Below are 14,149 nucleotides of genomic sequence, written 5' to 3' on the forward strand. Positions count from 1 at the left end.
GACATGCTGGATGACTTGACCTAACTGTGGCTCGAAATGATCGGAGTCGGGTCACGATTAACCGTCTGATCGATTGGCCTCTGTCTTGCGCCGCGCCTCCATGATCGGATGGTCTGCAGCGACTTGTTTGCCGAGGTGCATCGGGCCAGGCAGGCGCAGATGACCATCCCACAGTGGCGGGTTGCGACAGAGCAACGCCACCTGCTCGGCAACCGCAGCAGCTGCGCCAAAGGTGCCAGGCTGGATGATTGCGATTTCCGTGACTCCCAGTTGTTGCCAAGGATCGCGAAGATCTCTCTCCTGCACGTCGTAACGTGTATTGTCACGCTGCGAACGCACGCTGCCAAATTGCTTGGATGGAGACACAAAGTAAAATACGGGGGAGCTTTCGCACGACTGAAACGCCCCGACCTTCGTACCGATGTAGTGGGGGCCTTGTGGCGAAATCGTGTGGCTGCCGCTGATTTGTGCAACCTGATGATCTGCTCGGATCCGCACAACCGCCGCACCAGCCGGTACGGATGGCAACCCCTCACCAGGGCTGTCTTTCAAGCTCGCATAGAAGGTTCTCAGGTCTGCATCAAGGCAGACGATCAATGAATCAGCTGCATTGGCTTTACAATCAAGAAAAGCTTGGTTAATGAGCGTTTTCAGCTGATCGGGCGCCAGCAGGGCATCCGTGGCATGGATGGCAGTCAGTCCCGCGCTGTAGCTGAACCATTTGCCGGAAGAGCCTGTGCCAGATTCAAACCAGAAGATTTCGGGGGTATGGCCACCGAGTGTGGTGCGTGTGATCACGGGCAAGAATTTCGCCCAGCCTTTGTCCTGAAGTCGATCCAGCAGTACCGACACCACCGTAGTGTTTGCCGGCATCGATTTAACTTTGGGTGTAGGGGCAGGGTGATGGCCGCTTAACCGGATCGCTTCGATTATCGAGTTGATCGCTTTGAAATCTCGGTCATCCTCTTTCGGCTTACGCTTCTTCACCTGTGCATCGGGGTCGACGTGCATGATGAACTGGGTTGCGATGCCATGCTTCGCAAGCACTTGGCGGATGACGTGTTTGGGATCAAGTCCCGCTTCGCGTGATGCTGCCGATGTGCTGGTCTCAACAATCATCACCTTGGCGTCATTTTGAGCAAGCGCCTTGCTCGCCGGAACCACGTGATTCAACAACCATTCGTTGAGGCTGTTCAGATCATGCTGTCCCTCCAGCATCCGCTGCGCGTCCGGCACATCCAGACGTGACAGCGTCACAAGTGGCGGGGCGACTTTCTTGAAGAACTTACTGTCTCTACCCAAGTTTGGACTTGCAGCGTGAAGCCTGAGCATCACGTCTGCGTGAGCTGCCAAGACCATCACGTTCAAGTTGATCACTTCGCCCGTGGTAGGGGGCTTTTCCTCACGCAGCACCGCGACAGACTTCCTTACCAGAAGCGGCGTTGTCCCTGGCAGGCACGCAATCAGGTGGAATCCTGCCTGGTCAAGAAATAGAGGCCCAGTACCTGATGCGATCAAGGGATTGGAGGGTGGAATCGCGTAGATCGGCCGCACGTCGCTGTCGACAGGGATGTCGCCCTCGACAATCGGAGGAAATGACGGAACACCCATGAAGGCCAGCAATTTCTCGATCGGGTGTTCGTAGAACGTTTCCCAGCCCCCGTTCCCGTCTGGCTTGGTACGAATTTTCGCTTTGACAATCAGGTCGCCGGTCTTAACCCAGGCATGCTTCTTCTGGCCTTTGAGATTTGGCATCACCTGGGTCAGTTTCACCCGTAGCTGCAGATAAGGTTTGGACTGACCGTAAAGCAGCACCAATGCAGGCTCAATAGCGTGAAGCGCACTCGCGTAGCGCACGTCGCTTTCAGAGACGACAGGGTCGTCCCAGGCGAGTACGCTCCCGTCGGCAGCCTGATAGAGCTTGAGAGGTTTCGCCGCCTGCATAGGCTTCGCAATGAGCGCCTGACCTACTAGCCAAGGGATGACCGTATACGCGAGAGACGATACGTCGCCGGGTGCGACCAGGCGGCTGGTATCCATCAGTACCACCTCGGTAACGACCAATTTGCCGTCGAATTCGACCAGTTCCTGGTTGTAAATCCGCATCACGTCCATAGACCAAAGGCGGAGCGCTTCGTTGATGGTGTCGACGGGCAGAGGCTTGAGCAGCAGGATTGCTGACACGCCGCCTTCTTTTTGCGGGAAAAGGTTCACCTTGACTGGCCCCTGGGAGAGGGTGGCGAGCATTTCCTCAAGCCCTGTGGTGGGCAGTCCAGGATGGGGCTTCCTTACCAATCCCTGAAGCGCTTCCCAGGCATCAAGGTAATGAGGGCCTACCACGACGCGGTGGCACTGTCCCAACGATGCTGGATCGAATTCAAAGAGGCTGGTGCGTAATTCAAGAACCTTCATTGTGCGTCCTTCACTGATCCATTGATGTATTTCAAAAGCGCGGCAGCAACACCGGCATGGTGCCGTTCAAATTGATTCCAATCGCCGTCTTGCTTGAGCTGTTCAACGCTTTCGCTAAGCATCTGAGGCCATGGCTTCAAGCCTTCGAGAAATGCTGCATCGGCGAAGTAGCAGGTCACGGGCGTACCGCCCCGACGCCCACGACCAATCAGCTGGGTGAGGCTCACGAGAATGTTCATGATGGTGTAGTGGCGGATATTGGCCGGCTGTTGGCTGAACGCAGGGCGGGCGGTACGAATCTTTTGTAAAAGAGCGTTGGAGTGCTTGCGTTCCTGCATCATCAAAATCCCTGGGCTGCTGGATGGCGCCACAGATTTGCCGGTCTCGTAACAGATATGCGCCAGGTTGTTGTTAGGGCTGTCCGATGATGGAAGTGGGCGCACGCAGATCACCACTGCACCAATGGCTGAAAAGCCGTCACTGTTCACGATGTTGTGACCACGAGCCATTGGGCCCAATGCACTGACCAGCAGCGTTTTGTCCTTGTGCCGGCCGTTGGTGAACTCAGCGAGGTCGTCGTATGCAAGCATCTGCTCTGCATCGAGCGTGGATGGTTTGTAATCGCTTTGACGGCCACGAACCCAACCCACCAGTTGGCCTGGGCCGCCCTGCAGCCTGGCCAAGGTCATGGCCAGCACTTCTGCGTCTGCATCGCTGTTGGTTACCAGCAGCAGGCGGGCACGAGCCTGTGTCACGGGGTCGCTGGCCAGGCTTGCAAGTCGGCTTCTCAGCCACGGCCAAATCTCTTTCGCAAATTTCGACACAAGGAATTTGCGCTGCGAGAATGGGGTGCCAGAGATAGCGGTAGTCGGAGGCACATTCTCGAAAGTGACTTGACCTGCCACATCGGGAACGTCGATGAAATCTTTCGCACGAAGGTCATAAGCGCTGGCGCCGGGGAAGTAGGCAGTCGCCGAGAACCCGATAAACAAACGCTTCACACCGGCATAGCCCAGGGCGCTGACATCTGGCAGCGAAAGGAGTGTGCTGTGCGGATCACCACGCATTGCGACGACGTTCAGGGTTGAGTCGTTATCCCCGGTGTCCTTACGTTTGAAGCCAAAGACGGCTCGCTGCAGGGGGCCATTTGGCGTCGGGCTCAGCGGCTCGGGCCCTGCAATGCTCCGTTTGACCTCGTAGGCATAAGGGATTTCGGCGTTGACGAAGCTGGGTAGCTCAACCTGAAGATTGCGCAGGTGCGTTTCGATTGCCTCTAAAGTGCCTCGCAAAATGAGCGATGCCTTCATGCGAATTTGATCATGCTCGCTCAGACGCCCAGGAAGTAGGCCGCTGTCGGACAACTCTTTGACCAGATGGCCCAGATTGATTGCCAAGGCCTCAAGCTTGTACTGACCTCCATTTGAACGCCAGTGAGCAAGGTGCTGACTCAGTTTTTCCAGATAGCCTGGTATACGGTTCGTGCTGTTGAACAGATGCCCCAGCGTTTCACGATCAATGCCAAGCTTTTCAGTGATGAACGTGTCATCTGCATCCGACCAGGTGGTCTCTTTCTTGGGCCACTCGAAATACTCCTCTTGCTGGAGGTTCATGAGCTGGCTGACGCTGAGCGTGCAGTAGGTAAGCGCCCAGTTCACCCGGTACAAGCTGCTTCGATCTATCTCGGGGATACTGGGTCTGCCGGCGACCGTGTTGAACAGGCGCAGCAGCGGACTGTTGTCGCCCTGATTACCCAGTTTCAGCTCGATGACGCTGCTGTCGATCGCCGACTTCAGTAGGCCGTCGATTTCGTCAACAAGAAACACAGGGGCTGTTCTGAGCAGCAGCTCTATGAAGCTGCGCGGGCCGGGAAACTGATCCGAGTCGGACAGCGGAATACGGGTTGTTCCGGACAGCAGGGCGTGGTGGTTGATCACCACGATGTCCGCTTCGAGCGCCTGCGACAGCATCGCTGTTCGTCCGCACTTGAACAGGAAAGGGCAGTGATTCAACCGCTTCGATTGCTCTGCACGACCTTCCTCCTGAGTCGATACGCGGACGTTGAAGCACGGCTCTTTTCCTGGCTCAACGTTAAGCGTATCGGAGGCATAAGCATCGAGTAAGCAGGCGTAGTCGTATGCGGGTGCGGCGTGGCCCTGTTGGAACTGAATCTTTCCACGCTCGTATATGCGGGTCGCTGAATGCAGAGGGGCAACCTTCAGATCAGGCGCTGTTACCGCAGTCGACTGTTTGAGGATCCGTACCGTGTTCTCCAACTCAACCAGTGTCGGCACCGCGATCACGACCCGTTGCCCTCCGCGAGCGGCATCGATAGACATCATGACCATAGCCACACTTTTGCCGGTACCGGTTGGCGCGTTCACACGGTAGAAATCACCGGCCTGAGCTCTGCGTACAGGGTCTGAGCCCCAAATGTTGGTCAGCGAGCTGCGGTGGTTCGTGTGCAGTCCTGGTGCCGCATCAAGCGACTCCGCGAGCTCGTTCAGAGCGTCAAATTTCCACTCTGTCTCAGGGGCTGCGCTGGAGGTTGGGACAGGGATGTGTTGATGGACGCTGCTGAGTACCCCTCGCTCGTTCTGAGGCACCACGAGCACTCTGACCTGATCACCCGCGATGTGCTTGAGAACCACATCGCCTGACTCTGGTATCTGCACCTGGGCGATTGGGGATCGCCCATATTTCAACGTATCCAGGTGCTCTCTGATGAGATGGTCAACGTTCAGGTGGGGTGAGACGCGATAGCGATCCTGTTCGTGGAGCTCGCTGCTGAGCGTGCTTGGGTCGATTAACTCAAAGGGGCTACGTTCGCCCTTGATGATTTCCTCTGCGGTCATCACGAAGCGTTTGGGCTGGGCTACGGAGGCGGGGCGTAGGCGAAGGCCTTCGGCGATGAGGAGTTGGTCGGTTTCAGATAGCCCGTACCACGTGCTCCAGCCTCGCGTACGCCCCGCGCACAGTGCCGCTGCGTCCGCCACCATAGGTTCGTTGCTCACGTAGCGCGCGGCCAGAGCGAGAAACAGTGTGACGCTGGTATCAGAAAGCGGGCGCATGTTTCAAAGCCTCCCTTACACACTGGCTTTGGGTAAAAACATTCACTCCAGGTTTGCAGCGCTGGCGTAGGAACGGGATGTTCTGTCGCTGGTAGTCCGGGATCACGATCCAGCGCGGCTTGCTGGATGAGATTGAGTCTATGTGCTTGGCCAGCTCATAAGGTGACACCCACACCTTGGCATCGATGTCCTGCTCAATGAAGCCCAAGTGGATACGAAGGTCTGTTCGATCCACGTCCGGCCAGAGCCGCACATCGAACCCTTTGGCCGCCAACTCATTCGCCAGGGCGAGTTCAATCAGTCCTGGCTGCAATGTGAATTTCCATAGCGCGGGTTTGAGCATCAGTCGGCCATCCACCGGCTGGCCATGCAGGACGCTGTTGTTTACCCGGTTGAGAAGACTTGTACCTTCGCGAACAAAGAGGCTTTTTTTGTCCTGACACCACGCAGAGTCACAGCTGACTTCATGCCGCTGGGCATTCATCGGCCAGCGGCATTCAGGGCACAAATAGACCAGGCCGTTGTGATAGAGGTGCAGAGGAATAGGTTCGTAGAACTCGTTCAAAGACAGGTTGAGCGGAACGAAGACGCCTTGGGCTTCAGACGGATGGATCACGCCATGCTCAATGAGGAAAAGCCTGAAGTTGCGATAATGAAATTCGCCTTCTGATCGCAGTCGGCACGCCTGCTTGACCCTGTTCACGCTTGCCTGGACTTCTTCCCAGAGCTGACCGACGTCGAGCTCAAGCAGCATTTCGTTGCAGGTTTGCGTTGCTATATTGGAGTAGAGCAGGGGGCCTGAATAATCCAGCCTCAGGACTTCCGGTAACCACGTTTCCAAGGGTAGGCGAAGCTGTTTCTCAAGCTCAATCGCAGACATCGGCGCAGCGGCAGGCTCCAGCCGCCAGAGCACTGCGCACGCTCTCTGAAGAACGGTAAACGCTTCGGCCCTGTCGGTGCCACAAAGCGATGCGCCTTGCGCGAGAAGCCGGAGCAGATACTCGGGAGCACGCTTGTCCATCTGCGGTACCTCACTTCTTCCTTGAGTGATTAATTAACGGTGCAAGTTAAGTAAGGCAGAGGGGGGGCTATGGCATCACCGCCTGCCTGCAACGTAATCGCTTCAATCGCTAAGCTATCAATTTGCTACTAAAGCACGCAACGCTGGATAACGCAGTTTTTCTTTCGAATTGCTTCAGGTTTGCCATGGCTTCTGGCATTAACGGCATCCGGTCAAGAGTGCACGGGGCATCTGTGCAGATAAACGTCAATATTTGTCTTACTGTCGAACTCAGTTTGATGGAGTCGTGAGGGGCAGCCACACGGGCGTTAATCCCTCAGCGATCCATTAGCGCGCAAACATGGGCTCGTCAGGCTTCAGCTGACGTCGAAACGCATTAACCTATGAAGTGGAACTTGAATCTCAATTAGGCCTGAGGCGCAACGGTCACGTCATGGCCGATCGCATACAAGACATTCTTCCAGAGCACTCTGTTCAGATCGTTCGGGATGAGTGATGTCTGCTCGTTGCCCAAACTTTTCATGTAGTCGCCGAGATCGAGTGAGTACAGCTCACTGACCAAAGTCGTGAATCGGACTTCGCCCTTTTCGTAGTCCAGCACCTTTGAATTCTGTGGCTGAACATACTAATGGGTTGGGAAGATAAAGGAGGGCTTTCCACTCAAATCGCGATTGGCGCAGCCGACAGGAGCACGTATTTCACAACTTGCAAGCTGAATGACTCATGAACATATCTGGCATAGCACATCATTTAACATAATACACATTATGCGTACCTATTGATTATTACATTGGGGCTCCCCGACGCAAAAATCAAAGCCCTAACAATCAACACATTAGCCCCAACTCATGAACCAGACTCATGAGTTCATGCAGATAACCACTACTAGTTCAGGCACCACCAAGTCACTACATTGTTCAATGCACTGCCTCAACCACTCGTTACTTTCGCAGTGATGCCATCTCACATGCTTTCCATCTGTAACCGACAGGAAACCATTAATGAAAAATGTGAATGCTGACGTGATTGTCGTCATCGGCCCCGGGTCGATTGGTCAAGCTATTGCGCGACGTGTTGGCGTGGGAAAACACGTTCTGCTTGCCGACCTGCGCGAAGAAAATGCTCGGTCGGCGGCCGAAATACTCAGCAACGCTGGCTACGAGACCAGCATCACGACCGTCAACGTGTCCTCACGTGAATCTGTGCATGCACTGGTAGAGAAAGCAACAGCGCTTGGTAACGTAACCGGCGTTATCCACGCTGCTGGAGTGTCGCCGTCGCAGGCATCGCCTGAAACCATTCTGGCGGTCGATCTCTACGGTACTGCGCTGGTGCTCGAAGAGTTCGGCAATGTCATTGCTGCTGGAGGCTCGGCTGTTGTCATTGCATCGCAGTCTGGGCATCGGCTGGGCGCTTTGACATCTGAGCAAAATAAAGCGTTGGCTCTAACTCCCACAGACGAATTGCTGTCGTTACCGTTTCTGCAGCCGGACCAGGTAACGGATCCGTTGAACGCCTAACACCGCTGGCCAAGGACGAACTGACCGGCCCACGAGGCGAAGGCTACCGACGCATGATCGACCTGTGTCCCTCTGGCCGAGCCGGTACGCCGGATGAAGTGGGTGCCGTAGCCGCTCTGCTGATGGGACAGGATGGTGGTTTCATCACCGGCAGCGACTTCCTCATGGGCGGCGGTGTCACTTCGTCCTATTGGTTCGGCGACCTGGCACCTGAATGATCCCGTCACGGCTGCTCGCAGTAGCAGCCGTTGACAAGCCGGCAGGCTACTGCGATGCAGTAGCCACGCGAACTACATCACCATTGGCGATGCCGTCAGGAGGGCTATTGATCACACGATCACCCACCTCTACGCCATCGGTCATCTCCACCACATGGCCCAGATCACGCGCGATGGTCACTGTACGCAAGCGGGCCCGGCTCTGGTCGTCAAGCAAAGCGATCTGTACGCCGCTGCGTCCAACGATCAACGCACTGGGAGGCAGGCCGATGGCTTGTGTATCCGCCGCCCCCTCGAATTGAACATTCACAAAGCCTCCCGGCATCAATCGCCCCTCGGAATTGTCGACCGTAAGCTGTACCCGCATTGCCCCGGTGCCGGCATCGATGGCACGAGCCAACGACTGAACGGTAGCCTCGAATGTCTCGCCGGGATGCTCAGGCACACTCAACAATGCTTTGGTACCGTTGCGAATGGACGCTACCTGGCGTTGAGGGACGCTCACGTAAATGCGCAGACGTCGCACGTCCGACACAACAAACAGCTCGCGGTCCGTACTTGAGCCGACGTTGATCAACGCACCTATATCAGTATTTCGCGAAGTGACGACACCATCGAATGGCGCAGTGAGCCTGCGGTATTGCTGCATCGTCTGAAAGCGCTCGACATTGGCCTGCAAAGCCATCATCGCAGCGTGCTTGGCGGCATGATCGGCAATGCGCTCCTCTACCTCCTGCCGCGCCACCGAACCGCTGGACAACAGCGAATGCCAGCGTCGGGCAGTCGTCTCGGCAAGTGCAACCTCGCTACGCGCACGGACCAACTCGGCACGTGCCTGCTGCAGTTCCTGGTCAAGGTCAGGTGTATCGATCTCGGCTAATACTTGCCCGCTTTTGACCGACTCGCCGATATCATGCGACCAGCCTTTGAGGTAACCGCTGACACGCGCATGGATTGGCGCACGCGCCCAGGCCTCAATACGGCCCGGCAGCACCAGCACGTTCCCCGAGAGCAGGATCGGAGAAATTAGCCCGACAGTACGTATGTTCTGCACCTCGGCGCTCTCACTCAACTCTTCAGCGCGGGACCACCTTGTCAGCAAACCAATGACTACGATCGCCACCGCTGCCGCCATAAGGATAATCGCGGGCAGGTACCGGCGTCTGGAAGAAACATTAATCATCTCAGGAAACTCCAAGGGCCGGTTGCGGCGTAGACTCGGGACGGCGGGAAGGCCGACCATGTACCAGGCTGAACAGCACCGGCACGAACATAAGGGTGGCAACGGTGGCGAACAACAAACCGCCAATCACTGCACGGCCAAGCGGCGCGTTCTGCTCTGCGCCCTCTCCCACGCCCAATGCCATGGGAAGCATGCCTATGATCATTGCCAGAGCAGTCATCAGAACCGGCCGAAAGCGCACGAACCCGGCCTCCAGCGCAGCAGCACTGGCATCGCCCAGCTCAGCCAGCCGCTCACGGGCGAAACTCGTCACCAACACACTGTTGGCGGTTGCAACCCCCATGCACATGATCGCCCCGGTGAGTGCTGGCACTGACAACGTGGTATCGGTTGCAAACAACATCCAGACAATGCCGGCCAATGCGGCTGACAACGCCGACACGATCACAGCGGGGTCCAGCCAGGACTGGAAATTCACAACGATCAGCAGATAAATCAGTACGATCGCCCCCAGGAGGCCGAAAAACAGCCCGGAGAACGCTCGCTCCATGGTTTCCACCTGCCCCATTAAATGCACGGTGGTCCCTCGTGGCACGTCGCCTGCTGTTTGCGCCATTACCTTACGAATATCGGCAGCTACTGCGGCCAGATCACGTCCTTGGGTAGCAGCATGGATTTGCACCATAGGCTGGATGTTGTACTGGCTAACCAGGGCGTTGGCGCTGCCACGAGTGAAACGCGCAACACCTCCCAGCGTGGTATCACTGCTGACCGTGCCATTGCCCACCGGCAGATTGGACAAGGCAGCCAGCGAATCAAGCTCGCGCTGCGGGGTCTGGATCACAATGGGGTAACTCACGCCGTTGGCCGGGTTCAACCAGAAATTCGGCGCAACCTGACTGCTGCCTGCCAGGTTTGTCACCAGGCTGTTGGTGACATCCCGCGTGGTCAGCCCCAACAGTTGAGCCTGGGTACGATCCAGCGTCACATCGAACTTCGGTGCCTGGTTCGATTGCTGTATACGTGCGTCGACCACGCCCGGAATACTGCGGATGCTCTTGAGCAGGTTCTGGGCATAACCGAAATTAGCATCGAGATTCGACCCGCGTATCTGGATGTCGATCGGGGCCGGTGCGCCGAAATTCAGGATCTGGCTGACGATGTCAGCTGGCGGGAAAGAAAAGGTCGCGTCCGGAAACTGCTCTGGCAATACTTTGCGCAATTCTTTTATATACTCGGCAGTCGGGCGGCTTCCATCGCGTAATGCAATCTGGAAATCGCCGTCCTGCGAGCCCATTACCCCGGTGTTGTTGTAGGTCAGATTGATGTTGCTTGGAGGCAGGCCGATGTTGTCCACCAGGGTCTCTATCTGCTCGGAAGGAATTACCCGACGTATCGCTCGCTCGATCTCGGCAAAACGCGATGCGGTCTCTTCTACGCGGGTGCCTACCGGCAGGCGCACATGCATCAGAACCTGCCCCGAGTCCACCGAAGGGAAGAAATTGGCACCTAGGAAAGGTACCAGCGAAAAGGACATGCCTGTCACCGCAACAAAACCGATCAGGAACCGTTTTCGACTCGCCAATGCGCGCTGCAACAGGCTGCGGTAACCATCGCGAAAACGCTCGAAACGCACTTCAAAACCCTGCTGAAACCGCACCAGAGGATTGCGTGGAGCTGCATCCTCGTTACCGCTTACCTGCGTATGAGGTGAGTGCGGTTTAAGCAGGTACTTGGCCATGGTCGGCACCAGGGTGCGCGAAAGAATGAACGAACAGACCATGGCAAAGATCACCGACAACGCCATTGGCACGAAGAGAAAGCGCGAAACGCCTTCGAGAAAGAACATCGGTACAAAGGCAATGCAGATGCAAAGCAGGGAAACAAAGGCAGGGGTTACGATCTGCCGAGCCCCGTCGATGATGGCGGACTCTACATCCTTGCCCTGCTCAAGATGCCAGTTGACGTTCTCGATGGTCACAGTAGCATCATCGACCAGAATACCGATGGCCAATGCCAGCCCTCCGAGGGTCATCAGGTTCATGGTCTGCCCCAGCGCAGCCAGAGCCATGATCGAGCCGAGGATGGACAAGGGAATGGAGACGGCGATGATGATCGTAGAGCGCCAACTGCCAAGAAACAGCAGGATCATCAAGCTGGTCATGGCCGCAGCGATCACGCCCTCCAGAGCGACACCCCGGATGGCTGCCCGAACAAACACCGACTGATCGTTGATTGGCACAACCCGCAGCGCCTCGGGCAAGGCACCGCGCATATTGTCGAGCATGTCTCGAATACCATCCACAATGGCAAGCGTAGAGGCCGAGCCGCTCTTGAGTACGGTCATCAGTACCGAACGGTTGCCGTCGACATGCACGATGTTGGTCTGGGGTGCATTGCCATCGCGTACATCGGCAACATCGTGCAGATAGATCGTGGCACCATCGACAACCTTGATTGGCAGCCCGCCGATTTCGTCTATGGCCGAAGGCGCACTGTTGAGTTGCAGTGTGTACTCGCGATCATCGATTTTTTGTGTGCCGATGGGTGTCAGTACATTGTGTGCGGCCAGTGCTGCCGATACATCTTGCGAGGACAATCCTCGGGCTTGAAGCGCCTCGGGCTTGAGGTCAATTTGCACCTGACGCTGAACGCCTCCGTAGGGCAACGGAATGACAGCGCCCGGCACGGTGATCAGCGGAGTGCGCACGGTATTCATGCCAAGATCGAACAGGTTCTGCTCTGACATGCCCTCGCCTGACAACGCCAGTTGCACAATTGGCACGGTAGCGGCGTTGTAATTGAGAATCACGGGGGGCTGGATACCGGCGGGCATCTGTCGAAGCGCCACCTGCGACGCTGCGGTTATCTGAGCGTTGGCAGTTGCCACGTCGACACCAGGCTGGAAGAAGATCTTGACGATGCCTACGCCGGGATAGGTGCTGGCCTCAATCCGCTCGATGTTGTTGACCGAGGCGCTGAGGATACGCTGGAACGGCGAGGTAATGCGGCCTGCCATTTCATCTGGCGGCAGACCTGTGTACTGCCAGGCCGTGGCAATCACCGGGATACGGATCTCAGGGAAGATATCGGTCGGCGTGCGCAGCATCGTCAGAATACCGCCGATCATAATCAACAACGCCATAACGACGAAGGTATAAGGCCGCCGCAGGGCGACGAGGACAACATTCATCAACATTGTGCGACTCCAATACGCTGGATCATCCTGGAACTCCGTGTGAAACAGATATTGAGATCACCGGCACAGCCTAGCCGCGGCAAAACTTCGGCTATTCAAGACCTTGCGATGACAGGTTTGATCGGAGAGATATCGCTAGCTTGCGGGGCCGCCATTGCAGCGACCCAAATTACAGATAATGATCGTTCACGATTAGATGGCGTAATCCGCATAGTGCCATGAGGACAGCTCATCAATAACATTCCGATATAGACAACGGATGAGGGCACCAGCCTGAAACGGGTACTGCCGGTCAAGCAGGAACAGGTTTTTCAATCACGCGCACGACCTGGCTGCCATGGATCGACTTACCAGCGGCCGCACCATGCTAATCAACCCTAAAAACGCCAGCCCCGCTCCGACCCACAACGGTCCACGCAGGCCATACCCGGCATTGATCGCCTCTCCGCCCGCCCAGCTACCCAAAGCGAGGCCCGCGGTGATGACTGATGTGTGAAGCGTATTAACCAGTGCGCCCGGTTCGGCGGCTTTCATCACTCGTGCTGCCATGGCCGGGTTCAGTGCGACACCTGTTAAACCGATAGTGATGAAGCACACCACATTCAACCACTGATGCTCACCAGCCAGAGCGAAGCCGCTTAATGCCAGGACCAACAGAGCAAGCCCCCAGCCCAATGCCGGGAAGGTATGGCGGTCGGCGATGCGGCCGACGACCATGTTGCCTGCCAGGTTGGCCACGCCATAAAGCGCCAGCAGAGGCGCTATGTAGCTGGGAAGTACACCGACTTCCTTGATCAGAATCGGCGTGATGTAACTGAACGCCGCGAAGGTCGACCCAATGATCAGGCCGCTGGTGAGGTAAGCGCCCCAAAGGCTGAGATTATTGAGATCGCTCAATTGCTGGTGTAACGCTGGTTGTTTGTCTGTACCGCCATGAGGCAGCCTGGTGGCGACCAGGAATGTGCACACCAACGATAACGCCACAATCAGCCATGAACTCACACGCCATCCAAAAGCATGCTCAATCACATTGGTCATCGGCACGCCCGCTACAGGCGAAAGCATGAGCCCGGCCAGAACAACTGAGACCGCCCGCCCCCTGGCCTCAGGCTGCACAAGCCCGGCGCAGATTGTCATACATAACCCGATGCATGCGGCGCTGGCCACGCCCATGATGACTCTGGCCACCAACAAGGTCTCGTAGCTTTGCGCAGCTGATGCCAGTGCTCCGGCAGCAACGTACAGGGTCAGCAGCCCGATGAGCGCATGCTTGTTGCCGATGTTGCGGGAAATCAGAAGCACCATGACCGGTGGCCCGCCCAGCGCCATGCCCAGTGCATAAAAGGCGATCAGGTTACCGACTTGGGCAAGGCTCACCGAGAATGAGTCTGCCAGCGCCGGCATCATCCCGGCCACCATGAACTCTGCGGTGACAAGTGTGAAGATCGTCAAACCCAGCAGGTAGACGGTAGGCGGCAGTTTAGAGCGGTTGGTCATGGCAATCTCAAAGCAAGACAAAGCGCGCTAC

7 protein-coding genes and 1 pseudogene are annotated in these 14,149 nt (G+C 56.7%); 1 reads left to right on the plus strand and 7 read right to left on the minus strand.

Annotated elements, in window-relative coordinates:
- Nucleotides 1-57 precede the first annotated feature (57 nt).
- The 4 genes from JL015_RS01370 to JL015_RS01385 all read right to left on the minus strand — a co-directional run bounded on the left by JL015_RS01370 (nt 58) and on the right by JL015_RS01385 (nt 7,102).
- Nucleotides 58-2,412: an RNaseH domain-containing protein gene (locus tag JL015_RS01370; protein ID WP_201017109.1), complete on the minus strand. Its 2,355-nt coding sequence runs from the start codon at nt 2,410-2,412 to the stop codon at nt 58-60.
- Nucleotides 2,409-5,480, minus strand: coding sequence for a hypothetical protein (locus JL015_RS01375; RefSeq protein ID WP_201017110.1), 3,072 nt, complete (start codon nt 5,478-5,480; stop codon nt 2,409-2,411). Before JL015_RS01375 ends, JL015_RS01370 begins: the two co-directional genes overlap by 4 nt.
- On the minus strand, nt 5,464-6,501 hold the full coding sequence (locus JL015_RS01380; RefSeq protein ID WP_201017111.1) for a restriction endonuclease-related protein: 1,038 nt from the start codon (nt 6,499-6,501) through the stop codon (nt 5,464-5,466). Before JL015_RS01380 ends, JL015_RS01375 begins: the two co-directional genes overlap by 17 nt.
- 406 nt (nt 6,502-6,907) lie before the next feature.
- Nucleotides 6,908-7,102 carry a hypothetical protein gene (locus JL015_RS01385; RefSeq protein WP_201017112.1) on the minus strand — a complete coding sequence of 65 codons (195 nt, stop codon included), beginning with the start codon at nt 7,100-7,102 and terminating at the stop codon, nt 6,908-6,910.
- Nucleotides 7,103-7,502: 400 nt separating this feature from the next.
- Here JL015_RS01385 and JL015_RS01390 point away from each other — a divergent pair.
- Nucleotides 7,503-8,239, plus strand: a pseudogene (locus JL015_RS01390) (SDR family oxidoreductase).
- A gap of 46 nt (nt 8,240-8,285) precedes the next feature.
- Here JL015_RS01390 and JL015_RS01395 read toward each other — a convergent pair.
- From JL015_RS01395 to JL015_RS01405, 3 genes are all read right to left on the minus strand, one after another.
- Complete coding sequence (locus JL015_RS01395; RefSeq protein WP_201017113.1) at nt 8,286-9,422, minus strand: efflux RND transporter periplasmic adaptor subunit; 1,137 nt, start codon at nt 9,420-9,422, stop codon at nt 8,286-8,288.
- Between the two features lies 1 nt (nt 9,423).
- A complete protein-coding gene (locus tag JL015_RS01400; protein ID WP_201017217.1) occupies nt 9,424-12,618 on the minus strand; it encodes an efflux RND transporter permease subunit in 3,195 nt (1,064 codons plus the stop codon).
- Between the two features lie 318 nt (nt 12,619-12,936).
- Nucleotides 12,937-14,118, minus strand: coding sequence for an MFS transporter (locus JL015_RS01405; protein ID WP_201017114.1), 1,182 nt, complete (start codon nt 14,116-14,118; stop codon nt 12,937-12,939).
- Between the last annotated feature and the right edge of the window lie 31 nt (nt 14,119-14,149).

Source organism: Pseudomonas cichorii (assembly GCF_015471405.1).
Taxonomy (GTDB): domain Bacteria; phylum Pseudomonadota; class Gammaproteobacteria; order Pseudomonadales; family Pseudomonadaceae; genus Aquipseudomonas; species Aquipseudomonas serbiensis.